Annotated in this window: 24 protein-coding genes, 1 pseudogene and 1 riboswitch; of the genes and pseudogenes, 14 read left to right on the top strand and 11 right to left on the bottom strand. The window is 55.5% G+C overall.

Features of this window, described 5'->3' with window-relative positions:
- Nucleotides 1-32: 32 nt before the first annotated feature.
- Nucleotides 33-272, bottom strand: coding sequence for a YobH family protein (locus tag UR289_RS06885; RefSeq protein WP_033145832.1), 240 nt, complete (start codon nt 270-272; stop codon nt 33-35).
- Nucleotides 273-434: 162 nt separating this feature from the next.
- Here UR289_RS06885 and mgrB point away from each other — a divergent pair, with 162 nt between their 5' ends.
- From mgrB to rlmA, 7 genes and pseudogenes are all read left to right on the top strand, one after another.
- A complete protein-coding gene (mgrB, locus tag UR289_RS06880; protein ID WP_006175995.1) occupies nt 435-578 on the top strand; it encodes a PhoP/PhoQ regulator MgrB in 144 nt (47 codons plus the stop codon).
- Nucleotides 579-652: 74 nt separating this feature from the next.
- A complete protein-coding gene (locus tag UR289_RS06875) occupies nt 653-943 on the top strand; it encodes a YebO family protein (protein WP_008500484.1) in 291 nt (96 codons plus the stop codon).
- Between the two features lie 21 nt (nt 944-964).
- Entirely contained in the window at nt 965-1954 is a 990-nt protein-coding gene (locus tag UR289_RS06870; RefSeq protein ID WP_320709538.1) for an MBL fold metallo-hydrolase, read from the top strand.
- A 525-nt stretch (nt 1955-2479) separates the two neighbouring features.
- Nucleotides 2480-2624: pseudogene (locus tag UR289_RS06865) on the top strand (DUF2627 domain-containing protein).
- A gap of 13 nt (nt 2625-2637) precedes the next feature.
- Complete coding sequence (gene cspE, locus UR289_RS06860; RefSeq protein WP_001062678.1) at nt 2638-2847, top strand: transcription antiterminator/RNA stability regulator CspE; 210 nt, start codon at nt 2638-2640, stop codon at nt 2845-2847.
- 219 nt (nt 2848-3066) lie between these two features.
- Nucleotides 3067-4785 (top strand): peptidoglycan glycosyltransferase FtsI, encoded by a 1719-nt coding sequence (ftsI, locus tag UR289_RS06855; protein ID WP_033145830.1) that lies wholly within the window; start codon nt 3067-3069, stop codon nt 4783-4785.
- Nucleotides 4786-4850: 65 nt separating this feature from the next.
- Complete coding sequence (rlmA, locus tag UR289_RS06850; RefSeq protein ID WP_320709536.1) at nt 4851-5666, top strand: 23S rRNA (guanine(745)-N(1))-methyltransferase; 816 nt, start codon at nt 4851-4853, stop codon at nt 5664-5666.
- Here the strand turns inward: rlmA and mntP are convergent.
- The 5 genes from mntP to manX form a co-directional block, all read right to left on the bottom strand.
- Nucleotides 5663-6229: a manganese efflux pump MntP gene (mntP, locus tag UR289_RS06845; protein WP_029741998.1), complete on the bottom strand. Its 567-nt coding sequence runs from the start codon at nt 6227-6229 to the stop codon at nt 5663-5665. The genes rlmA and mntP overlap by 4 nt on opposite strands.
- A 3-nt stretch (nt 6230-6232) precedes the next feature.
- Nucleotides 6233-6429, bottom strand: a riboswitch (yybP-ykoY riboswitch).
- Nucleotides 6430-6627: 198 nt separating this feature from the next.
- Nucleotides 6628-7086 (bottom strand): DUF986 family protein, encoded by a 459-nt coding sequence (locus UR289_RS06840; protein WP_111964794.1) that lies wholly within the window; start codon nt 7084-7086, stop codon nt 6628-6630.
- Nucleotides 7087-7140: 54 nt separating this feature from the next.
- Nucleotides 7141-7992 carry a PTS mannose transporter subunit IID gene (locus tag UR289_RS06835; protein ID WP_006810994.1) on the bottom strand — a complete coding sequence of 284 codons (852 nt, stop codon included), beginning with the start codon at nt 7990-7992 and terminating at the stop codon, nt 7141-7143.
- A 12-nt stretch (nt 7993-8004) separates the two neighbouring features.
- Nucleotides 8005-8805, bottom strand: a complete 801-nt coding sequence (gene manY / locus UR289_RS06830; RefSeq protein ID WP_008500490.1) for a PTS mannose transporter subunit IIC — start codon at nt 8803-8805, stop codon at nt 8005-8007.
- A gap of 46 nt (nt 8806-8851) precedes the next feature.
- Complete coding sequence (manX, locus tag UR289_RS06825) at nt 8852-9817, bottom strand: PTS mannose transporter subunit IIAB (protein ID WP_032658500.1); 966 nt, start codon at nt 9815-9817, stop codon at nt 8852-8854.
- Between the two features lie 266 nt (nt 9818-10083).
- Here manX and UR289_RS21860 point away from each other — a divergent pair, with 266 nt between their 5' ends.
- Both UR289_RS21860 and yoaE read left to right on the top strand, forming a co-directional pair.
- Entirely contained in the window at nt 10084-10293 is a 210-nt protein-coding gene (locus UR289_RS21860) for a protein YoaL (RefSeq protein WP_372584218.1), read from the top strand.
- Nucleotides 10281-11840: a CNNM family cation transport protein YoaE gene (yoaE, locus tag UR289_RS06820; RefSeq protein ID WP_033145827.1), complete on the top strand. Its 1560-nt coding sequence runs from the start codon at nt 10281-10283 to the stop codon at nt 11838-11840. Before UR289_RS21860 ends, yoaE begins: the two co-directional genes overlap by 13 nt.
- A 6-nt stretch (nt 11841-11846) precedes the next feature.
- Here yoaE and UR289_RS06815 read toward each other — a convergent pair whose 3' ends face one another.
- The 4 genes from UR289_RS06815 to pabB form a co-directional block, all read right to left on the bottom strand.
- The gene (locus UR289_RS06815; RefSeq protein ID WP_094934714.1) at nt 11847-13445 is read right to left on the bottom strand and encodes an EAL domain-containing protein; all 1599 of its coding nucleotides are present in this window, start codon (nt 13443-13445) and stop codon (nt 11847-11849) included.
- Between the two features lie 130 nt (nt 13446-13575).
- On the bottom strand, nt 13576-14940 hold the full coding sequence (gene sdaA / locus UR289_RS06810; protein ID WP_023312197.1) for an L-serine ammonia-lyase: 1365 nt from the start codon (nt 14938-14940) through the stop codon (nt 13576-13578).
- Between the two features lie 184 nt (nt 14941-15124).
- A complete protein-coding gene (locus UR289_RS06805; RefSeq protein ID WP_023312196.1) occupies nt 15125-15703 on the bottom strand; it encodes a CoA pyrophosphatase in 579 nt (192 codons plus the stop codon).
- 6 nt (nt 15704-15709) lie between these two features.
- Entirely contained in the window at nt 15710-17035 is a 1326-nt protein-coding gene (gene pabB / locus UR289_RS06800) for an aminodeoxychorismate synthase component 1 (RefSeq protein WP_033145824.1), read from the bottom strand.
- 61 nt (nt 17036-17096) lie between these two features.
- On the opposite strand from pabB, the gene UR289_RS06795 reads away from it, so the two are divergent.
- A complete protein-coding gene (locus UR289_RS06795) occupies nt 17097-17288 on the top strand; it encodes a YoaH family protein (protein ID WP_033145823.1) in 192 nt (63 codons plus the stop codon).
- Nucleotides 17289-17294: 6 nt separating this feature from the next.
- On the opposite strand, the gene UR289_RS06790 is transcribed toward UR289_RS06795, so the two are convergent.
- Nucleotides 17295-17639 carry a RidA family protein gene (locus UR289_RS06790; protein ID WP_008500498.1) on the bottom strand — a complete coding sequence of 115 codons (345 nt, stop codon included), beginning with the start codon at nt 17637-17639 and terminating at the stop codon, nt 17295-17297.
- A gap of 133 nt (nt 17640-17772) precedes the next feature.
- Between UR289_RS06790 and UR289_RS06785 the strand changes: the two genes are divergently transcribed.
- The 4 genes from UR289_RS06785 to fadD all read left to right on the top strand — a co-directional run bounded on the left by UR289_RS06785 (nt 17773) and on the right by fadD (nt 22953).
- Entirely contained in the window at nt 17773-19683 is a 1911-nt protein-coding gene (locus UR289_RS06785; RefSeq protein WP_039263631.1) for an ATP-dependent DNA helicase, read from the top strand.
- Between the two features lie 66 nt (nt 19684-19749).
- Entirely contained in the window at nt 19750-20445 is a 696-nt protein-coding gene (tsaB, locus tag UR289_RS06780; protein WP_038417432.1) for a tRNA (adenosine(37)-N6)-threonylcarbamoyltransferase complex dimerization subunit type 1 TsaB, read from the top strand.
- Between the two features lie 37 nt (nt 20446-20482).
- Nucleotides 20483-21064, top strand: coding sequence for a Slp family lipoprotein (locus UR289_RS06775; protein ID WP_032658483.1), 582 nt, complete (start codon nt 20483-20485; stop codon nt 21062-21064).
- Nucleotides 21065-21267: 203 nt separating this feature from the next.
- Nucleotides 21268-22953 carry a long-chain-fatty-acid--CoA ligase FadD gene (gene fadD / locus UR289_RS06770; RefSeq protein WP_023312189.1) on the top strand — a complete coding sequence of 562 codons (1686 nt, stop codon included), beginning with the start codon at nt 21268-21270 and terminating at the stop codon, nt 22951-22953.
- Nucleotides 22954-22963: the final 10 nt, after the last annotated feature.

Here is a 22963-nt window from a genome sequence, read left to right as displayed (position 1 = left end):
GCGTTTTTTTTGCCAGTCATTTCACCGGCCGATTAGCCATTATCAATCACGACGGATGTCTTACGCAGGACCGGACAGTGGGTCAAGCCAACGATCCCGCTGTCAGTATGCAAATATTGCGCAGTGCTCACGCCCTGTGCTGTTAAATATTTACATTGAATCCCTAACCCGGCTGCGTTCTCGGTGCTTCCCACGAGCACACCGTAACCCGTGAGCAGAAGGCCAATCCAGACGATGGCTAGCGCAATAATTGTTCGAATGATGAAGCGCATCATTAACCTCTTTTGTCGTTGTTATCATAAAGCTAGCGTAAAGGGTTTACACGATGAAACAAGTGCAGGATTCTGAAAAAAAGCGCGATGGCGGTACAGTTAGTCCTTGTTTAAGATAAGCGTGATAACCTCGTTACATCAGGTTTTTAGACGGAGTGTGGAGTGAAAAAAATACGCTGGGTAATTCTGATTATCGTGCTGATAGCGTGCGTGGTGTTATGGACGCAGACGATCAACGTGATGTGCGATCAGGATGTACAGTTTTTTAGCGGCGTTTGCGCAATCAATAAGTTTATTCCGTGGTAATACGCATTTTTTCTCAAGGTGATTTCCTTCCTTCGCGCCAGTGGTAAAATAGACGTTTTTATTGAGGTGGTGAAATGGGTGAGTTACTGAATTCAGGGCTGCTGAATATGGCATCCCTGATGATTTCTTTGGTTGTTCTGCTTGTGGGCCTGGTCATCTGGTTTTTCGTGAACCGCGCCAGTTCCCGTACTAACGAGCAGATTGAACTGCTGGAAGCGCTGCTCGATCAGCAAAAACGTCAGAATGCGCTGCTGCGCCGTCTGTGTGAGGCTAACGAACCGGAAGAAAAAGACGCGCCGAAAGACGCGGTCGCTGAAGATAACAAAGACGAAGACGACTTTATCCGCCTGGTGGCTGAGCGTTAATCTTTTGTCCGGGAGGTGGCTGTGGTCTGGAAAAATCCCTGGTATGACCCCTCCCTGAAACATCACACTCCGAATGGTTTTCGTAATACCGATCCTGTTGGACATCAACCCAGCGACCTTGACCGTTGGCGCAAAGCGCGTAAAGAGGCCGGTTTACCGAAGCCACCCGCGCTGGGTTATGAAGACTTTATCCAACAGTGGTGGCAACCGGTTGAGCTTACGCAACCTCATGAAGATGGGGTATGGTGGCTGGGACACGCGAGCGTGATGCTGCAGCTGGACGGCAATATCATCCTTACCGATCCGGTTTTTTCACGGCGCGCTTCTCCACTCCCTTTCCTGGGACCACAGCGCAAAACGCCTCCCGCTCTGTCAGTCGATCAACTCCATCAGCTTGATGCGGTCGTCATCTCCCATAATCATTACGATCATCTTGATGACGCGACCATTCGCCGTATTCTCAAACGCTTCCCCGAGGTCAGTTTTTTTGTTCCGCTGGGCCTGGCCGCCTGGTTTCGCCGCCGGGGGGCAAAATGCGTGGTTGAGCTCGACTGGTGGCAGAGCTTCACCTGGCAGGGGATGACGCTAACCGCCGTACCGGCACAGCACTGGAGTATGCGCACGCCATGGAACCGCAATCGCTCATTATGGTGCGGCTGGGTTATGGAAGGTCGACATCATCGTTTCTGGTTCAGCGGAGATACGGGGTATTCGCCCGAGCTGCTGTTGATACCTGAGCGTCTGGGCCATATAGATGCTGCCGCATTACCGATTGGAGCTTATGCCCCACGATGGTTCATGGCTGTCCATCATATGGATCCGCAATCTGCGGTGGCATTGTGGCAGCAGCTGGGCTGCCCTCTGGCGTTTCCCATTCACTGGGGCGTGTTTGAACTGGCAGATGAATCCCTGGATGAACCTGTGCGGGAGTTAACTGACGCGCTAGATAATTTAGCACCAGTTAATCATTCTTTCAGGATACTGAAAGTTGGTGAATATTTATCCTTATAAACGAAGCGATAACGTAGTGCATATATTCTGTCTGTAAACGCGTGCAGGAATTTTTTATTTTTATCGAAACGTTTTGCTTGCCTTCTTTTGATGCAGAGTCATAAAAATTTCATTATTTTGGTGCATAACACTGTTTATTAGTTGGTGCATTTTAATACAGTTCGGCGCGGGTTATTAACAGTGTTTTTTGTCTGAAACAATTTGGTCGCGTTACAATGATTTAAGCATAAGTTTTCACAAATTGTTCTAACTCAATCAGGACGTAAGATTTCTTTTCCCGGTTGCTGGACGCTTCGTAATGATTGAGCTATGTTAAAAAAGTCTTAGATTACAGCGCTTGTGAAAGCAACGCTGGGTCTTTGTTACGCAGCAGAGCTGTCTGTAAGTGATGCGCATAATTGTGCAAAACCTGACAGGCACTGTTCGAATTTGTGCGGCGGATCGAGACATGTTTAAAAATGGCTTGCCATATTAAACATAGTGTGTGATAACACGTTTTGGGTCAAACGAGGTACAGTTCTGTTTATGTGTGGCATTTTCAGTAAAGAAGTCCTGAGTAAACACGTTGTCGTTGAATACCGCTTCTCTGCCGAACCTTATATTAGTGCCTCATGCAGTAATGTCTCAGTTTTATCTCAGTTAATGCCTGCGGGCTAAGAAAACACTCTAAGGAATTTTGCAAAATGGCAAAGATTAAAGGTCAAGTTAAGTGGTTCAACGAGTCTAAAGGTTTTGGTTTCATTACTCCTGCTGACGGCAGCAAAGACGTGTTCGTACACTTCTCTGCAATCCAGGGTAACGGCTTCAAAACTCTGGCTGAAGGCCAGAACGTTGAGTTCGAAATTCAGGATGGCCAGAAAGGCCCAGCTGCAGTTAACGTAACTGCTATCTGATCGAACCGCTGCTGACTGAAGCGCTTCGCACTTCAATCTCAGACATAAAGCCTCGCATAACGCGGGGCTTTTTTATGTCCTTTATCTTTCAAAATATTAACATTTGCGGTCTTGTTAGTAACTTGTTGCAAAGCTGCGAGGTTAGTAGCACTGTTTTGCCACCTTAACCCCATCTTTTCCCGTTAAATCAGGGCGTTGTTTAACAGTCCTGGGGTTCAGGTGAAGAAGAAATTGATAACGACCGCTGGCAATTTCACGCCGGCGCGTTTTGTGCTGCTCTGTTTAGCTATTTTTTGTAGTCTGGCTTTTTTGCTGGGCCGCGTTGCCTGGCTGCAAATCATCAAGCCTGACAACCTGGTGAAGCAGGAAGATATGCGATCCCTCCGCCAGCTGGCGATTGATGCGCCGCGGGGCATGATAATGGATCGCGAAGGTCGCCCCCTGGCGGTGAGCGTGCCCGTCCGGGCCGTCTGGGCCGACCCTAAAACGGTGCTGGCAAAAGGGGGCGTTGGCGTTGATGAACGCTGGCAGGCGTTGGCAAATGCGCTGCATCTCTCCCTGGGCACACTTTCGGCGCGAATCAACGCCAACCCGCAGGGGCGTTTTATTTATCTTGCCCGTCAGGTCGATCCCGCACAGGCGAAGTGGATCGATAAGCTGAATCTGCCCGGCATCAATTTACGCGATGAATCCCGCCGTTTTTATCCTGCCGGCCATGTGGCAGCGAACCTGATTGGCTTCACCAATATTGACGGGCAGGGCATTGAAGGCGTGGAAAAAAGCTTTAACGCGCAGCTGACCGGCAAGCCGGGTGTGCGGCAGGTAAGGGAAGACCGATACGGTCGCGTGGTTGAAAACCTGACGGAAGTGGCGCCTGCACCGGCGCATAACATCCAGTTAAGTATCGACGAGCGGCTGCAAACCATCACCGAAGATGCGCTCGATAATGCCGTGGCCTGGAACAAGGCCGAGTCTGGTGCATCGGTGCTAATTAATATCCCAACCGGGGAAATACTCGCCATGGCGAGCTATCCGGATTTCAACCCCAATAATCGGGAAGGCGCGACGATAAACGATTTCCGCAATCGCGCCATCAGCGATACGTTCGAGCCCGGTTCGACGGTCAAGCCGCTGGTGCTGATGACGGCCCTGCAGCAGGGCCTGGTCCAGCCGGACAGCGTGATTGACACTCACCCGTATACCCTTGACGGGCATCGTATCCGCGACGTGGGCTATTATCCTGAACTGACGATGACCGGGATCCTGCAAAAATCGAGCGACACCGGCGTGTCACGACTCTCCCTGGCAATGCCTGTCCAGCATCTTATTGATACCTATCGCAACTTTGGATTTGGCACGAATACGGGGCTTGGCTTAACGGGCGAGAGCGCGGGGCTGTTGCCAAATCGTAAATACTGGAGCCAGCTCGATCGCGCGACCTTTGCTTTCGGCTACGGGCTGATGGTGACGCCGCTCCAGCTGGCGCACGTCTACGCCACGATTGGCGGCTTCGGGCTCGAGCGACCTCTCTCGATTACGCGTATCGATCCACCCGTTATCGGGCACCGCGTCATGCCGGAAGAGATTGCGCACGAGGTGGAGCACATGATGGAGAGCGTTGCGCTGCCCGGCGGCGGGGGCGTTAAGGCCGCCGTTCGTGATTACCGGGTGGCGGTGAAAACCGGTACGGCAAAGAAAATTGACGACAGCGGGAAGTACGTCGATAAATACGTTGCCTATACGGCCGGCGTCGCGCCCGCCAGCGATCCGCGCTTTGCCCTGGTGGTGGTCATTAACGATCCGCAAAATGGTGCCTACTACGGCGGTGCCGTTTCCGCACCTGTCTTCAGCGAGATTATGGGCAACGTGCTGCGTCTGGAGAATGTGAAACCTGACGGGTTACCGGCGGGTTCCGATCACCTTATCGTTATGCGTTAACCGGGCGTTTATAACCAGGGCGAATAGCGGTACACTTCGCCCTTTGATTATGCTCCGGAGTCACCATGTCCTTCAGCTGTCCCCTTTGCCACGCCCCCCTGACGCATTCAGATAAAAGCTATACCTGTCCGCAGGGGCATCAGTTTGATATGGCAAAAGAAGGCTACGTGAATCTTCTGCCGGTGCAGCATAAGCGCTCCCGCGATCCAGGCGACAGTGCAGAGATGATGCAGGCGCGTCGTGAGTTTCTGGATGCCGGGCACTATCTGCCGCTGCGGGAGACCGTCGCGCAGATGCTGAATGACATCCTGCCGGGTTCAGCCACCGCCATGCTCGATATCGGCTGCGGGGAAGGGTACTACACCGCACGCTTTGCCCAGATCGCCCGTGAGAAGGGCGCGTTGACATTCGGTCTGGACGTGTCGAAAGTGGCCATTCGCGCGGCGGCAAAGCGTTACGCTGACGTGACGTTCTGCGTGGCATCCAGCCACCGGCTGCCGTTTGACGATGCCAGCATGGATGCGGTTATCCGTATTTACGCGCCCTGCAAGGCGGAAGAGCTGGCTCGCGTGGTGAAACCGGGCGGATGGGTAGTCACCGTAACGCCGGGCCCGCGTCATCTGATGGAGCTGAAAGGGCTGATCTACGACGAAGTGCGACTGCATGCCCTTCATTCTGAACAGCTGGCCGGTTTTACCCTGAAGCAAGAGCAAACCGTGGCGTATGAAATGACGCTGAAAGGGGAAGAAGCCACCGCGCTGCTGCAGATGACGCCGTTCGCGTGGCGGGCAAAACCGGAAGTGTGGGAAGCGTTAGCTGTACAATCAATATTTAACTGCCAGACGGATTTCAGTATCCACGTCTGGCAGCGCGAAGATTAACCGGCGAAGTGTGCCCAGAGGATCTGGGCACCAATGCCAATCAGCACAATTCCTCCCAGGATCTCGGCGCGTTTACCCAGCAGCGGGCCGATAAACCGTCCAACCATCATGCCCAGCGTGGACATAATCAGCGTTGCGCAGCCGATGGCCAGCGCGGTGGCGATAATATTGACCTGCAGGAATGCCAGACCGACGCCGACGGCCATCGCATCAAGGCTGGTGGCAATCGCCGTGGTGACCAGCAGCCAGAACCCGTGACGGTGCTGCGGCTCTTCGTCTTCATCATCACCGCCGCGAAAACCTTCAATCACCATTCGGCCACCGAGAAACACCAGCAGTACGAAGGCAATCCAGTGGTTCCACTCCAGCACGAACTGGCTGGCGAGCATGCCAAGACCCCAGCCGATAAGCGGCGTCAGCGTTTCGATAGCGCCAAAAATGAGGCCGGTACGCAGGGCTTCTGAGAACTTAGGTTTGTGGAGCGTGGCACCTTTTCCGATGGAAGCCGCAAAAGCGTCCATGGACATGCCAAAAGCGAGGAGGATCGTAGCGGAGATATTCATAACAGCGTCCAGACCGGGGATATCCATATGACACATCACTGCCCCCAGTAAACAGCAGTTGATGTATCTATGGTCTCGCCTGATCGCACCGCACATAAGATGTGCTGTCAGCGAACCGTACGCGCCACGTTTTTCAACGAGTATGTTGACACGTACATTTCCTGAGAACAGGAAATCGGCTACTCCCCAACGACGGGCGCAACCTTAACATATTTTGAGAATATAAAACAACAATGGATAACCATTATTTAAAATGCTTGTTGATAACGATTTTCATTTGTCTTTAAGCGTGAAATTATCGTTAAAAAATAGAAAGCAAATTAACGAAAAGGATATAGCTTAGGCTATATTTCTTGCGCAAGATAAACACAGAATATAGCCATTGCTATATATCCAAGTCATTGAGTTTTAAGAAGTAAATTGTATATCTTTTCCAGGTCGTCAATATTCTTCACCCGAATAAGCAGGCGGCGTTGTTCTAATTGCATCACCAGCACACCGTCTTCGGATAAATTCATCTCTTTAATACGGTTATATTCTATCCACACATTGGCGAAGAAAAATCCGCGGGATTTAAAAATGATTTTCGGCGTGCGGATCCAGAACAGATAAACCGCCATTAATGCCAGCGCACATAATAACCATGTGGTTAATATTGCACCATGACTGGTGACGTTATTGTAAATAAGAATAACGATGAGACCCGCGAAGATAAACGCATCTACGCGCCCGCGTCGCAGAAGGGGAAGGGAGAGCAGCGTCTCGCCGTGACGGCGGGGCATGATGAACTCGTCATAGATCGCGTAAGCCAGAAGGGCAGCAATAAATAAAACCAGTACGATGTCCGTGACAGTCATTCATCCTCCAGATAAAAAAACCGGGGGCAAGCCCCCGGCCTATAGCATTGAAACTTACAGACCCAGCAGGCCGACTGCGTAGCCCGCGATACCGATGACGAAGAAGCCAACGATAATCCACAGCGGGTTCACTTTCTTACGCAGCAGCCACATGCAGGCGAAGGTCAACAGCAGCGGTACCAGGCCCGGCATCAGCTGGTCCAGAATCGTCTGCACGGTGGTGACGCGCGTCTGACCATCCTGACCGGTGATGGTCGATACCACCAGCGGGATGTTCACGTGCGTCCACTTGTTAACCAGCGCCCCCATGACAAACAGGCCGAGGATTGACGCCCCCTCAGTCAGTTTCTGCAGGAAGCCGCCGCCCATGTCCTTAACGATGTCCACCCCTTTACGGTAGCCGTAGGCCACACCGTAGTAACGGGTCAGCAGGCGCACGGCGTTGAACAGGATGAAGAACAGCAGCGGGCCAAGCAGGCTGCCGCTCATCGCGATACCGGCACCCAGCGCCGCGAAGACCGGACGCACGGTACCCCAGAAGATTGGGTCACCGACACCGGCCAGCGGACCCATCAGGCCGACTTTGATACCGTTGATAGCACCGTCGTCAATCTCTGCGCCGTTCGCACGCTGTTCTTCCATCGCAAGCGTTACGCCCAGAACCGGAGCCGCTACGTAAGGATGGGTGTTAAAGAATTCCAGGTGACGCTTGATCGCCTGACGGCGTGCTTCGTTGTTTTCCGGGTACAGGCGCTTGATCGCCGGCACCATGGAGAAGCAGAAGCCCAGCGCCTGCATACGTTCGAAGTTCCATGAACCCTGAAACAGGTTAGAACGGATGAACACGCCACGAATATCACCCGGAGTGAGTTTTTTCTCGGTGGTAGTTTTTGTCATATCAACCATTTCGCTCACCTGCTAGTCCAGTTCGTTATCGAGATCGTTGTTACCAGCAGCCTGCGCTGGGGCACCCGCGACGCGGTTATATTTCGGGCTGAGCTGGATGTAGAGAATCGCCATTACCGCACCAATCACACCCAGTGCAACCAGGTTGAAGTTGGTGAAGGCTGCGGTCACGAAGCCGAGGTAGAAGAACGGCATCAGATAGCCTGCGCGCATCATGTTGATGACCATCGCATAACCGACGACCACGATCATGCCGCCCGCGATGTTCAGACCGCCGGTGACCACTTCTGGAATGGCGTTCAGCATGCTCTGCACTTCACTGGTACCAACAGAGATCGCTACGATAACCGCCGGGATCGCGATACGCATCGCCTGCAGGAACAGGGATGAAACGTGGATCCACGACAGTGCCGTGAGGTTGCCGTTTTCGGCCGCCTTATCCGCCGCGTGCTGGAAGGCAACGGTGATAGTACGAACGATGATGGTCAGAACCTGGCCTGCTGCAGCCAGCGGTATCGCCAGGGCGATACCGGCACCAATACTCTGGTGACCAGCAATAACCAGAACGGTCGAAATGATAGAGGCCAGCGCCGCATCGGGCGCAACCGCTGCGCCGATGTTCATCCAGCCCAGGGCGATCATTTCCAGGGTACCACCGATGATGATACCGGTTTTCATGTCACCCAGAACGGCCCCAATCAGCGTACAGGCCACCAGAGGGCGGTGGAACTGAAATTCATCAAGTACGGATTCCATACCCGCAATACATGCGACGACGAACACCAGCACAATCTGAAGAGTGGTAATCTCCATTGCACTTCTCCTATTACATAAACTTTATATGAGAACCGGCGCGGGCTTATTTCCCAACTTTGCCGATCAAATCCATCATTTTCAGTTTTTGATCCGTAGAAACCTTACGGGCTTCCAGTTCAATACCGCGCGCATTCAGCTTGTTGAATGCCTCGATATCTTTCGCATCGACTGAAATGGCGTTGTTGACCTGCGTTTTGCCCTGACGGAATGCCATACCACCAATGTTCACGGAGGTGATTTTCACGCCGCCTTCAACAATGCGCTCAACGTCTGTCGGGTTAGTGAACAGGAGCATTACGCGTTCGCCCGCATATTTCGGGTTGTTGTACACGCGGATCATCTTGGCGACATCCACGACGTGCGCGGTAACGCCAGGAGGAGCAACCTGAGTCAGAAGGGTTTTACGTACGGTATCGGCGGCAACTTCGTCGCTGACCACGATAATGCGTCGAACGTTGGTCTCTTTGGTCCAGCGCGTGGCGACCTGGCCGTGGATTAAGCGGTCATCAATACGCGCAAGGCCGATAACCATGTAATCGTTCGGGCCCATCGGTTTTGCCGGTGCTGCCGCTTTTGGTGCCGCTGCAGGTGCAGGGGCAGGTTTTTCAACCGGCTGCGCTTTCAGGGCTTTTACCCCTTCGCGACCGGTTTCAACGGCCAGCGCCACCAGCTCATCGAACGCCGGATTGTCGTCGCGCGCCATGAAGGTTTCCACCAGCATGGGAATATTAACCCCGGCGACAACTTCATAGTGCTCTTTATCGACGACAATGCGGCTGGCGGCATTGAACGGGCTGCCGCCCCATGTATCAACGAGAAACAGCACGCCTTTGCTGGTATCCAGCTTCGCGAGTTGAGCGTTGTACTTCTCTATCAGCGTCTCGGCGTTTTCACCGGGAACGAAATCGATCCAGCCGACGTTTTCCTGCTCGCCCAACAGCATCTCTGCCGTTTTGAGTAGCTGCTCAGCAGCCCAACCATGTGTGCCTATGACAATAGCAATGGTCACTTGCTACCTCCTTTTATTATCATTAATACGCCTGCCAGGCAGCCGTACTGAGAATCGTATTGGCGAACCGAATCGATTCAGATAAGGGTTAGAGTTCAAAAAAACTAAGACTTCCGCGAATTATTTTAGATAGTGAAAAAATAATTTATGTGATGAAGATCCGTAATTTAGCCACGCGTTACAGATTTATCTGTAGCGTAAAGCTGTTGTGTTACAGAACTTTGCAAAGGAACGTAAATCTTTGCTAAAAACACAGTGTCTCTGATATGTTTAGCCTCCGTTTAATCGTTCAGGAGTATAGGGTTACAGCCCACTATATGGACCGTCACCGACGTCAGTCATCAACCAGGCCATTTCGCGCCTTATTCACCGGCGATCCTCGCCACGTATCGACTCTGTTTACCTCTGTTTTGCCCACGTTGAGTGGGGCACCGTTTCGTCATTCCTTTAGCAGGAGCTTGTCATGGAATTCTTAATGGACCCGTCAATCTGGGTGGGATTGCTCACGCTGGTGGTGCTGGAGATTGTTCTCGGCATTGATAACCTGGTGTTTATTGCCATCCTTGCGGATAAACTGCCGCCAAAACAGCGTGATAAAGCGCGTCTGATTGGTCTCTCGCTGGCGCTGGTTATGCGACTGGGGCTGCTCTCCGTCATCTCCTGGATGGTCACGTTGACCAAACCGCTGTTCTCCGTCATGGATTACACCTTCTCCGGGCGTGATTTAATCATGCTGATCGGGGGGATATTCCTGCTTTTCAAAGCGACGACAGAGCTACACGAGCGGCTGGAAAACCGTCAGCACGATGATGGGCACGGTAAAGGCTATGCCAGCTTCTGGGTGGTGGTGCTGCAGATTGTGGTGCTTGATGCAGTCTTCTCGCTGGATGCGGTGATCACGGCGGTCGGCATGGTGAATCATCTGCCGGTAATGATGGCGGCTGTTGTCATTGCGATGGCGGTCATGCTGCTGGCCTCGAAGCCGCTGACGCGCTTCGTCAACCAGCATCCGACGGTGGTCGTGCTGTGTCTGAGCTTCCTGCTGATGATTGGTCTGAGCCTGGTGGCGGAAGGTTTTGGCTTCCATATTCCGAAAGGCTACCTGTACGCCGCGATTGGCTTCTCGATTCTGATCGAGCTGTTCAACCAGATTGCGCGCCGTAACTTTATTAAGCAGCAGTCGAATCAGCCGCTGCGCGCCCGTACCGCAGACGCGATTCTGCGCCTGATGGGCGGCCGTCGTCAGGTGAACGTCCAGTCTGATTCCGAAAACCATAACCCGGTTCCGGTCCCGGAAGGGGCGTTTGTGGAACAAGAGCGCTACATGATTAACGGCGTGCTCTCCCTGGCCTCCCGTTCGCTGCGCGGCATCATGACGCCGCGCGGGGAGATCAGCTGGGTTGATGCTAACCTGAGCGTCGATGAAATTCGCCAGCAGCTGCTCTCTTCTCCGCACAGCCTGTTCCCGGTGTGTCGCGGAGAGCTGGATGAGATCATCGGCGTCGTGCGGGCGAAAGAGATGCTGGTGGCCCTGGAAGAGGGCGTGAACGTGGAAGCCGTTGCCGCTGCGTCGCCTGCGATTGTCGTGCCGGAAACGCTGGATCCTATCAACCTGCTCGGGGTGCTGCGCCGCGCTCGCGGTAGCTTTGTTATCGTCACCAACGAGTTTGGCGTGGTGCAGGGGCTGGTCACGCCGCTGGACGTACTGGAAGCGATTGCCGGTGAATTCCCGGATGCCGACGAAACGCCTGAGATCGTTGCCGACGGTGAAGGCTGGCTGGTTAAAGGTACCACCGACCTGCACGCGCTCTCGCACACGCTGGGGCTGGAAAACGTGATCAACGATGAAGAAGACATCGCGACCGTTGCCGGTCTGGTGATCGCCGTTAACGGGCAAATCCCGCGCGTCGGCGATGTGATCGAGCTGGCGCCGCTGCACATTACGATCGTTGAAGCCAACGACTATCGCGTTGATATGGTTCGCATTGTTAAAGAACAATCAGCCCACGACGAAGATGAGTAAGCCGGCTTAGCGCAGCGGCATTAAGGGCACGATGTGCCCGTTATGATGCGCTGGCGGGGATGAACTTCCCGCCAGCCACTTCGGAAAATCCCGTAGCGGCATGGGCCGCGCATAGAAAAACCCCTGCAGGACAGGCACGCCATGGCGGCGCAAGTAGCGCGCCTGCTCCTCCGTCTCGACCCCTTCAGCAACCAGTTCGATATTCAGCCGCTGACCCAGCGCAATAATCATATCCGTCACCGTCGAGTTCACGGCGTCGGTACCGATGGCGGTGGTAAACGACTGGTCGATTTTCAGCACGTCCGGGTGCAGCTTTTCAAGCCAGGAGAGGGAGCTGTTCCCGGTACCAAAATCGTCGATGGCGAGCTTCACCCCTTTGCGATGCAGTTCGCGCACGATGCGATAATCCGCATCCAGCAGCGCATCCCGTTCCGTGAGTTCAATCACCAGCTGCTGGCGCGGACCGGCGCTGAACCAGAGGCGGTTCAGGTCCTGTATCAATGCCGCGTGACGAAAATGGCTGGCGGCGACGTTAATACCGATGTGAAAACCGGCGCTGGAAGGGAAGTAGCCTATCTGGCGCACCGTTTCGGCGATGACATAGCGGGTCAGGGGGACAATCTGGTTATGCTCTTCTGCCAGAGGGATAAACACCTCCGGGGTGATCCAACCCTGACGGGGATTATTCCAGCGCAGCAGGATCTCCACGCCGGTGCACGCCTGGGTACGGGCATTCACCAGCGGCTGGCAGAAAAGCTCAAATTCCCGCGCCGCAATGCCCATATCGATCTCCCACGTAAAGCTCATCCGGTTTGCCGTTGCCAGCCAGGCGAGATAGCCCAGCAGCAGGCTGAGCATCACCCCCAGCGGCAGCTGGGCTGGCAGGCTTTTTAAGGCTAACTCTCCAGGGCCTGGCCCGCTGACCGTAATGGTGAAAGGATTTCGGGTTGATGATTGCCGGAAAAGAGAGCCCTCCTCATCAAACGTCAGGCTGTCGCTGACGCGTTGTCCATAGCGCAGAAAGCGATCGCCTACGGTCAGCGCCACGTCATTGATGAGCGGGCGCTGGGGCTCGAGGATCATTTTGGCGATCAGATCGATATTGATGATTTCGATAACGCCAGCTTCACCGTCCTGTGAGACGGGATACCACTGGATCAATATCGGGCTACCCTTAAGCAGCCACTGATCGCTCGATAAAATCAGCTTCGCCGTGCTGGCGGGTAATTCTTTCAGGAAGTCGCGAACGGGCACATTGCGGCTCCCGAAAATACTTGAGCAATACAGGATACCCTCGTTAATCAGGGCGATGGAGCGTACCGTCTGCAAAATGGCGGCCTGCTTTCGCAGCGCCAGGTGCGCCTGCGGGCAGGGCTGCCCTACCAGGGGCTGCAGCACGCTGCGGCGGTTCTCTAAAGAAAGCAGGACGTTATCAAGGGCGCGTACGGTGTGGCTGGTAAAATCGAGGATCCGCTGTTGGTTAACATTGCGCTGTGAAATGAAGCGAATGCCTAACGTCAGGATGAGCGTGAGGAGCGCAACCGTGACACAGACGATAACGCGTTTTCGGCGATAGTTTTTAATGATCGTTTGTGCAGTTTGCATGAACGGTCGCCTGATAAGCCACCAGCCACAAAAGCCGGACGCAACAGTAAAAGTGTAGTGGGGAAAGCAGAAGGAGACGAGAAAGAAGAGGGAAATTCGCCCATCCGTTGCAGATGGGCGAAAGGCAGTATTAGTCGCACTGCACCTTAATGGCCAGGCCACCGCGGGACGTCTCGCGGTATTTCGCGTTCATGTCCTTGCCGGTTTCGTACATGGTTTCAATCACCTTATCCAGCGATACGCGAGGTTCGCTGGTACGGCGCATCGCCATACGTGAGGCGTTGATGGCTTTCACCGAGGCAATCGCGTTACGCTCGATGCACGGCACCTGCACCTGGCCCGCGACCGGGTCACAGGTCAGACCGAGGTTATGTTCCATACCGATTTCCGCCGCCACGCAAACCTGCTCAGGGCTTGCGCCCAGCAGCTCTGCCAGACCTGCCGCCGCCATGGAGCAGGCAACGCCCACTTCACCCTGACAGCCCACTTCCGCACCGGAGATGGAGGCGTTCATTTTGTACAGCGCACCGATGGCCCCTGCCGCCAGGAAATAGCGGATGTAGATGTCCGGCGTCACGGGCTCAATAAAGTGATCGTAATACGCCAGCACTGCCGGAACGATACCGCAGGCGCCGTTGGTTGGCGCCGTCACGACGCGACCACCGGCGGCGTTCTCTTCGTTAACCGCCAGGGCAAACATGTTTACCCAGTCAACCACGTTCATCGGGTCGTTGGAGAACTTGTCCGTGGTCACCAGCATACGGCGCAGGGCAGAGGCACGACGCGGTACGCGCAGTGGACCCGGCAGAACGCCTTCGGTGTTCATCCCGCGGTCGATACAGGCGCGCATGGTTTGCCAGACGTTCGCAAAATAGTCTTCAATCTCTTTTTTGCTGTGCAGGGCCAGTTCGTTCTGCATCACCATGCCGGACAGTGAAAGACCGGTCTCTTTGCAGTAGCCCAGCATTTCTGTAGCCGATTTGAACGGGTACGGTACGCTGACGTCGCCGACGCTGTCTTTGCCAAAATGCTCTTCATCCACGATGAAGCCACCGCCGATGGAGTAGTACGTTTTGCTGTAAATCTCTTTTTCACCGCTGTAAGCGTGAATGGTCATGCCGTTTTCATGCAGCGGCAGGTTGTCGCTGCGAAAACGCATGCCGTCATCCTGCGGGAAATCGACTTCCTGCTGACCGTTTGCCAGCAGCAGGCGGCCGCGTGTTTCCACGTCGCGGATGAATGCCGGGATGGCATCAATATCTACGGTATCCGGCATATTGCCTGCCAGACCCATAATAATGGCGATATCGGTGTGGTGGCCTTTACCCGTTAATGACAGCGAGCCGTAAACATCCACGGCGACACGGGTAACGCTTTCCAGTAATCCTTTTTCGACCAGATCATCGACGAACTGTTTACCGGCCTTCATCGGGCCAACAGTATGGGAAGACGAAGGGCCAATTCCCACTTTGAACATGTCGAATATACTAATCACTTTCACACTCCTGACAGGGTTACCGGGGTTCCAGTAACGATGTTATAACTGCGCATAGTGTAAGAGGGAACACCGACCTCGGCTTAACTATTCACATGAATTAAACTAATGGTTAACGATGGGTTTTGCTAATAGCGCGACGCGGATCGCAAACCTGCGAAAAAGGGTGGAATGTAAAGTATAGTCAAGGTTTCAGGCCGATTTGCAGCGCCAGTTCGCGAATGATGCCCGCCGTCATGCCCCAGACAAAATAATGCTGATACCAGGACAACCAGACCCGATGGTCATGCCCCCGTCGATGGATATCGAGCGGATGATAGCGGCTGAGCCGGAGCGCCTCTTCGAGCGGCATTTCAAATACCGCTGAAACTTCATCGACGCTGGCGTGATACTGCAGGCCGGGCGGGATAATGCCGACCACCGGCGTGACCTGAAAACCGGTGACGCTGTCGACGGGCGGCAGCACGCCGATAACCTCCACCGCCTCCGGCGGAATGGCCACCTCTTCCTGCGCTTCCCGCAGCGCGGCGGCAATCAGCGAGGCGTCGGAGCTGTCCACTGCGCCACCCGGAAAGGCGACCTGACCCGCGTGCTTGCGTAAATGGGGAGAACGCTGGGTGAGCAGCAGGCCCGGCTGCGCGCGACGCACGACCGGGATCAGCACGGCCGCCTGACGCTGATTGAGCGCTTCGCGGTTGACCTGCGGTCGTAAAAGCTGAAAACGAGATAAAAAATCGTCCAGCGTCAGGTTCTCTTTTTCCACCCGTGATTACTCCAGTTGTTTCAGGATACGGTTAACTTTATCAAAGGTTTCCTGATATTCCGCATCGACCTGGCTATCGGCAACAATGCCGCCCCCGGCCGAGCAGTAAAGGTTTCCGTCGCAGGCCGTCAGCGTGCGAATGGTAATGCTGGTATCCATGGTGCCGCACAGGCTGATATAGCCGATGCTGCCGCACCAGGCGTTGCGGCGGTGCGGCTCTAGCTCATCAATGATCTCCATCGCCCGTACCTTTGGCGCGCCGGTGATGGAGCCGCCCGGGAACGCGGCGCGGAGCAGATCGCAGGCGGTGCGAGAGGTGGGTAGACGCGCGGTAATGGTACTGACCAGATGATGCACCGCCGGGAAAGGCTCGACGACAAACAGTTCCGGCACGCGCACGCTACCCGGTTCGGCGACGCGGCCAATGTCGTTACGCATCAGATCGACAATCATCAGGTTCTCGGCGCGGTCTTTCGGCGAGGCGGCGAGCTTTTCCGCCTGCTGGCGATCGGCATCGGGGTCCGCAAGACGCGGTAACGTGCCTTTAATCGGACGGGTTTGAATCGTACCCTCGGCCAGATGGATAAAGCGCTCGGGTGACAGGCTAAGAATTACACCCTGTTCCAGACGGACAAACGCGCTGAACGGCGCCTTATTGCTGGCGTTAAGACGGGTAAACGCCTGCCACTCATCTCCCCGGTATGTCGACTGGAAGCGCTGGGCGAGGTTAACCTGGTAGCAGTCACCGCTTTGCAGATACGCCTGAACGCGCGCGAATTTTTCGGCATACTCCGCTGCGGTCATGTTCGAGCGCCAGCCAGAGGTAAGGGTAAACGTCTCTGCCGGGGCAGGCCGTTGCGCCTCCAGCCACGCCAGACGCGCCTGCACGTCATGATGGCTCAGCAGTGAAACCGTTTTTTTCTGATGATCGACAATTAACGCCCAGTCATACAGCCCCACGGCCATGTCTGGCAGGGAAATATCAGCCTGCGCATGCTCCGGCAGCGTTTCGAAAAGGCGACCCAGATCGTACCCAAACAGGCCCAGCGCGCCGCCCTGGAAAGGGAGGTCCGGGTTCGGCGCAGCAGATAAGCCCAGCGCGTTAATGGCCTGCTGCAGCTGCTTCAGGGGATCGTCCGTTAACGACAGGTCATCGGTTGTTAGCGTCTTTAGCGGATCGGCCACCAGAATGTCGAAGCGGCTATAGGGATGGTCCGCATGGCCAGAATGCAGCAGCATCGCAAACGGCAGATGGCTCAGGCGGGCAAACCAGAATTCAGCGGCGTCTGCACGCCAGGGCAAGGTAATAACAGTGGGGAAGCGCATGTTCATGTGTGGCATACTACCGGGCAGCGTGAAATAATTAGCGCGAATAATTTAGCAGGAGTTGACGATGTTTGCAGGTTTACCTTCTCTGAGCCATGAACAGCAGCAGAAAGCGGTTGAGCGAATTCAGGAACTGATGTCCCAGGGGATGAGCAGCGGACAGGCGATTACGGTTGTCGCCGAGGAGATTCGCGCCAGTCATTCCGGCGAGCGGATCGTGGCGCGATTCGAAGATGAAGATGAAGATCCAGAAGAGTAATCGGGCTTACACCGCCGCGATAATCTTAATCTCTACCTTATATTCCGGCTTCATCAGCGTGGCCTGTACGGTACAGCGTACAGGCGCGTGACCCGCCACCACCCATGCATCCCAGGCTTTGTTCATCGCCGCGAAATCATCTTTGTTTGCCAGGAAAATCGTCGCATCCAGAATGCGGGATTTGTCGCTGCCCTGTTTTTCCAGCACCGCATCAATCTGCGCCAGAGTGTTAGCCGTCTGCTCGAACGCATCCGCGTCCAGGTTAGCCGGTACGCCGGTGTAGTAAAGCGTCTGGTTATGGATCACCACATCAGACCAGCGGGCTTCGGCATCAATGCGCACAATTGTCATAAACGTTTCCTCGTTATTTTTCGTCGTCAGGCGGCAAGACTGCCATATTGTTCTCGTGTCGTCACTATTTGGGGTGGCACAGGAGAGGTTGGGCTGACATAATCCCTGTGCAAAAATACAGTGAGAGAGCACCGTGGCAGACGATTTTTCCCCTGAAGGTCAATTAGCGCAGGCTATTCCCGGCTTCAAGCCCCGTGAGCCTCAGCGCCAGATGGCGCACGCCGTTGCACGCGCCATCGATAAGGCTCAGCCGCTGGTGGTCGAGGCCGGAACCGGTACGGGTAAAACGTATGCTTACCTTGCTCCGGCGCTGCGCGCGAAGAAGAAGGTGATTATTTCCACCGGATCGAAGGCGCTGCAGGATCAGCTCTACAGTCGCGATTTGCCCACGGTGGCGAAAGCGCTGAAATACAAAGGTCGTCTGGCCTTGCTGAAGGGACGCTCCAACTATCTCTGCCTGGAACGTCTTGAGCAGCAGGCGCTGGCGGGCGGCGACCTGCCGGTACAAACCCTCAGCGACGTCATTATCCTTCGCGCCTGGGCGAACCAGACCGAAGAGGGCGATATAAGCACCTGCGCGAGCGTGCCGGAAGACTCGCCTGCCTGGCCGCTGGTGACCAGCACCAACGACAACTGCCTCGGCAGCGACTGCCCGCTGTATAAAGACTGCTTTGTAGTGAAAGCGCGCAAAACGGCGATGGACGCGGATGTGGTGGTGGTGAACCACCATCTGTTCCTCGCGGATATGGTCGTCAAGGACAGCGGTTTCGGCGAGCTGATCCCGGAGGCGGACGTGATGATCTTCGACGAAGCCCACCAGCTTCCGGACATCGCCAGCCAGTATTTCGGCCAGTCGCTTTCCAGCCGCCAGCTGCAGGATCTGGCGAAAGATTTCACCATCGCTTACCGGACCGAACTCAAAGATACCCAGCAGCTGCAGAAGTGCGCCGACCGTCTGGCCCAAAGCGCGCAGGATTTCCGCTTACAGCTTGGTGAGCCGGGCTATCGCGGTAACCTGCGCGAGCTTCTGGCGGACAAAAACATCCAGCGCGCGCTGCTGCTGCTCGATGATGCCCTCGAACTCTGCTACGACGTGGCAAAGCTGTCGCTTGGCCGCTCCGCGCTGCTGGACGCGGCCTTCGAACGCGCCACGCTCTATCGCGGGCGGCTCAAACGGCTGAAAGAGATTAACCAGCCGGGGTTCAGCTACTGGTATGAGTGCACCTCGCGGCATTTCACCCTGGCGCTCACGCCGCTGACGGTAGCGGATAAGTTTAAAGAGGTGATGGCGCAAAAACCGGGAAGCTGGATCTTCACCTCGGCAACCCTGTCGGTGAATGACGATCTGCATCACTTCACGGAACGTCTTGGCATTGAGGATGCGGAATCGCTGCTCCTGCCGAGCCCGTTCGATTACGAAAAACAGGCGCTGCTTTGCGTGCCTCGTAATCTGCCGCTGCCGAACCAGCCGGGGGCGGCGCGCCACCTGGCCGCGATGTTAAAACCGATGATCGAGGCCAACAACGGCCGCTGCTTTATGCTCTGCACCTCTCACGCCATGATGCGTGACCTCGCCGAGCAGTTCCGCGCCACCATGACGCTGCCGGTGCTGCTGCAGGGTGAAACCAGTAAAGGCCAGCTGTTACAGCAGTTTGTCAGCGCCGGAAATGCCCTGCTGGTAGCAACCAGCAGCTTCTGGGAAGGGGTGGACGTGCGCGGCGATACGCTCTCGCTGGTAATTATTGATAAGCTGCCGTTTACCTCTCCGGACGATCCGCTGCTGAAGGCGCGCATGGAAGACTGCCGTCTGCGCGGGGGCGATCCTTTCGATGAGGTACAGCTGCCGGATGCGGTGATTACGCTCAAGCAGGGGGTAGGGCGATTGATCCGCGACGTTACCGATCGCGGGGTGCTGGTCATTTGCGATAACCGGCTGGTGATGCGCCCTTACGGAGCGACCTTCCTTGCCAGCCTGCCGCCCGCACCGCGGACGCGGGACATAAAACGCGCGGTGCGTTTCCTGGCAAACCCAACGGCGGAGTAATTTACCCCGGAGTGTGCTAAGATGCGCGCCATTTTGTGACTGACCCTTGCGAGAGCGCGACGACTGATGCGAATTCTGGCTATTGATACCGCGACAGAGGCTTGCTCTGTCGCTCTGTTGAACGACGGTGCTGTTTCTGCTCATTTCGAAGAGTGCCCACGGGAACACACCCAACGCATTCTGCCCCTGGTAAAAGCCATTTTAACCCAGGGCAACACCTCCTTAACCGACCTCGACGCGCTGGCCTTTGGCCGTGGCCCCGGCAGCTTTACGGGCGTACGTATCGGGATTGGCATTGCGCAGGGGCTGGCGCTGGGCGCCGAACTGCCGATGATCGGCGTCTCTACGCTTGCCACCATGGCGCAGGGCGCATGGCGCATGACCGGGGCAACGCGCGTGCTGGCCGCGATTGATGCCCGCATGGGCGAAGTTTACTGGGCCGAATACACCCGCGACGAGCAGGGCGTGTGGCACGGCGAAGAGACGGAAGCCGTGCTCAAGCCGGAAGCGGTCACTGAGCGGCTGCAACAGCTCTCCGGGGAGTGGGCAACCGTTGGCACCGGCTGGCCGGCGTGGCCAGACATGGCAAACGACACCGGGGTGACGCTGGTAGACGGCAACATGCTGCTGCCGGCTGCGGAAGACATGCTTCCGATTGCCTGCCAGCTGCTCGCGGCAGGAAAAACCGTTGCCGTTGAACACGCGGAGCCGGTTTATTTGCGAAACACCGTTGCGTGGAAGAAACTTCCGGGCCGCGAGTGAATCTCAGTAACAGGAACTGAGAAAAAGGAGTCGCATCATGGCGGTTCAGACTAAAGTAGTACGCCTTATTATGGCAGGCGCGGTTGCCATAGCACTGAGCGGATGCGTTTCCGTTCCTGATGCGATTAAGGGCAGCAGCCCGACGCCACAGCAGGATCTGGTTCGGGTGATGAATGCGCCTGAGCTGTACGTCGGCCAGGAAGCGCGCTTTGGCGGTAAGGTCATCGACGTACAAAACCAGCAGGGGAAAACCCGCCTGGAGATCGCGACCGTTCCGCTGGACAGCGGCGCGCGGCCGGTACTGGGTGAGGCCTCTCGCGGGCGTATCTATGCGGACGTCAGCGGTTTCCTCGATCCGGTCGATTTTCGCGGGCAGCTGGTGACCGTCGTCGGGCCGATTACCGGCGCCGTGCAGGGCAAAATCGGCAGCACGCCGTATAAATTTATGACCATGCAGGTCAACGGGTATAAACGCTGGCGGCTGGCACAGCAGGTGATCATGCCGCCTCAGCCGATGGATCCGTGGATGTGGGGTCCACATCCTTATCGTTACGGCTACCCGGGCTGGGGCTGGTATAACCCGGGTCCTGCACAGGTTCAGACGATCGTTACTGAGTAACTTACTGTTATTGTTAGAAAAGAGACAGCGGCTCAGCCGCTGTCTCTGTTTTTTTACGGATAAAACGAAAAAAAAGAGTGACGCGCTTCGCAACCTTAAATCTGAACAATTAATAAACTGGTACGCTGAGTTAATATAATGTTAACAAACTGTTTATTATCGGGGTTGTGATGACGACGAACACTCATTTCAGAGGTGATGCATTGAAGAAGGTTTGGCTTAACCGTTATCCCGCAGATGTTCCTGCTGAGATCAATCCTGACCGTTATCAATCCCTGGTGGAATTATTTGAACACTCGGTAAGGCGCTACGCGGACCAGCCCGCATTCGTGAATATGGGCGAGGTCATGACGTTCCGTAAGCTTGAGGAGCGTAGCCGGGCGTTTGCGGCGTATCTTCAGGAAGGGCTGGGGCTGCAAAAAGGGGACCGCGTCGCGCTGATGATGCCGAACCTGCTGCAATACCCGGTGGCGTTGTTCGGTATCCTGCGAGCCGGGATGATTGTCGTCAACGTCAACCCGCTGTACACCCCGCGCGAGCTGGAGCATCAGCTGAACGACAGCGGCGCGGCCGCGATTGTCATTGTGTCCAACTTCGCCCATACGCTGGAAAAAGTGGTCGACAAAACCCAGGTTAAACACGTCATCCTGACGCGCATGGGGGATCAACTCTCCACCGCCAAAGGCACGCTGGTTAACTTTGTCGTCAAATACGTCAAGCGCCTGGTGCCAAAATACCACCTGCCGGACGCCATCTCCTTCCGCCGCGCGCTGCATGCTGGCTACCGTATGCAGTATGTGAAACCCGAAGTGGTCGCGGAAGATCTTGCGTTTCTGCAATACACGGGCGGGACTACCGGCGTCGCCAAAGGGGCCATGCTTACCCACCGTAATATGCTGGCAAACCTTGAACAGGTGAATGCCACCTACGGGCCGCTTCTGCATCCGGGCAAAGAAGTGGTGATCACCGCGCTTCCGCTGTATCACATCTTTGCGCTGACCATGAACTGCCTGCTGTTTATTGAACTGGGTGGTCAGAACATCCTCATCACCAACCCGCGCGATATCCCGGGCCTGGTGAAAGAGCTGGCGAAATACCCGTTCACCGCCATGACGGGGGTGAACACCCTGTTTAATGCGCTGCTTAATAACAAAGAGTTCCAGCAGCTGGATTTCTCCACGCTGCATCTCTCTGCGGGCGGCGGCATGCCGGTTCAGCAGGCGGTCGCCGAGCGCTGGGTGAAGCTCACCGGTCAGTATTTGCTGGAAGGCTATGGGCTGACGGAATGTGCTCCGCTGGTCAGCGTGAACCCACACGATATCGACTATCACAGTGGAAGCATTGGTCTGCCGGTTCCTTCCACCGAGGCCAAACTGGTCGATGATAACGATAACGAAGTCGCGCCGGGCGAGCCGGGTGAGCTTTGCGTCAGAGGTCCGCAGGTGATGCTGGGTTACTGGCAGCGTCCCGATGCGACCGACGAAATCATCAAAGACGGCTGGCTGCACACCGGTGATATTGCGGTAATGGATGACGAGGGCTTCCTGCGCATCGTCGATCGCAAGAAAGACATGATCCTGGTCTCCGGCTTCAACGTCTATCCGAATGAGATCGAAGACGTGGTTATGCAGCACAGCGGCGTACTCGAGGTGGCGGCGGTCGGCGTCCCTTCCGGCAGCAGCGGTGAAGCGGTGAAGATATTTGTGGTCAAAAAAGATCCTTCCCTGACGGAGGAGGCGCTGGTAACGTTTTGCCGTCGTCAGCTGACGGGCTACAAGGTGCCGAAGCTGGTTGAATTCCGCGATGAGCTGCCGAAATCCAACGTCGGAAAGATATTACGACGAGAATTACGTGACGAAGCCCGTGGCAAAGTAGACAATAAGGCCTGAGCTTCACGCT

Origin of the sequence: Enterobacter sp. 302C9 (assembly GCF_034106085.1) — a bacterium.
Lineage (GTDB): Bacteria > Pseudomonadota > Gammaproteobacteria > Enterobacterales > Enterobacteriaceae > Enterobacter > Enterobacter asburiae_B.
The sequence above is the reverse complement of the archived record's forward strand: the minus strand, read 5'-3'. Positions and strand labels throughout refer to the sequence as shown.

What these genes read in the sequence shown, in the direction of transcription:
- UR289_RS06885 (WP_033145832.1), bottom strand. Translation starts at nt 272, where the DNA reads ATGCGCTTCATCATTCGAACAATTATTGCGCTAGCCATCGTCTGGATT.
- UR289_RS06875 (WP_008500484.1), top strand. Translation starts at nt 653, where the DNA reads ATGGGTGAGTTACTGAATTCAGGGCTGCTGAATATGGCATCCCTGATG.
- cspE (WP_001062678.1), top strand. Translation starts at nt 2,638, where the DNA reads ATGGCAAAGATTAAAGGTCAAGTTAAGTGGTTCAACGAGTCTAAAGGT.
- rlmA (WP_320709536.1), top strand. Translation starts at nt 4,851, where the DNA reads ATGTCCTTCAGCTGTCCCCTTTGCCACGCCCCCCTGACGCATTCAGAT.
- mntP (WP_029741998.1), bottom strand. Translation starts at nt 6,229, where the DNA reads ATGAATATCTCCGCTACGATCCTCCTCGCTTTTGGCATGTCCATGGAC.
- UR289_RS06840 (WP_111964794.1), bottom strand. Translation starts at nt 7,086, where the DNA reads ATGACTGTCACGGACATCGTACTGGTTTTATTTATTGCTGCCCTTCTG.
- UR289_RS06835 (WP_006810994.1), bottom strand. Translation starts at nt 7,992, where the DNA reads ATGGTTGATATGACAAAAACTACCACCGAGAAAAAACTCACTCCGGGT.
- manY (WP_008500490.1), bottom strand. Translation starts at nt 8,805, where the DNA reads ATGGAGATTACCACTCTTCAGATTGTGCTGGTGTTCGTCGTCGCATGT.
- UR289_RS21860 (WP_372584218.1), top strand. Translation starts at nt 10,084, where the DNA reads ATGTTTAGCCTCCGTTTAATCGTTCAGGAGTATAGGGTTACAGCCCAC.
- yoaE (WP_033145827.1), top strand. Translation starts at nt 10,281, where the DNA reads ATGGAATTCTTAATGGACCCGTCAATCTGGGTGGGATTGCTCACGCTG.
- UR289_RS06815 (WP_094934714.1), bottom strand. Translation starts at nt 13,445, where the DNA reads ATGCAAACTGCACAAACGATCATTAAAAACTATCGCCGAAAACGCGTT.
- pabB (WP_033145824.1), bottom strand. Translation starts at nt 17,035, where the DNA reads ATGAACATGCGCTTCCCCACTGTTATTACCTTGCCCTGGCGTGCAGAC.
- UR289_RS06795 (WP_033145823.1), top strand. Translation starts at nt 17,097, where the DNA reads ATGTTTGCAGGTTTACCTTCTCTGAGCCATGAACAGCAGCAGAAAGCG.
- UR289_RS06790 (WP_008500498.1), bottom strand. Translation starts at nt 17,639, where the DNA reads ATGACAATTGTGCGCATTGATGCCGAAGCCCGCTGGTCTGATGTGGTG.
- tsaB (WP_038417432.1), top strand. Translation starts at nt 19,750, where the DNA reads ATGCGAATTCTGGCTATTGATACCGCGACAGAGGCTTGCTCTGTCGCT.
- UR289_RS06775 (WP_032658483.1), top strand. Translation starts at nt 20,483, where the DNA reads ATGGCGGTTCAGACTAAAGTAGTACGCCTTATTATGGCAGGCGCGGTT.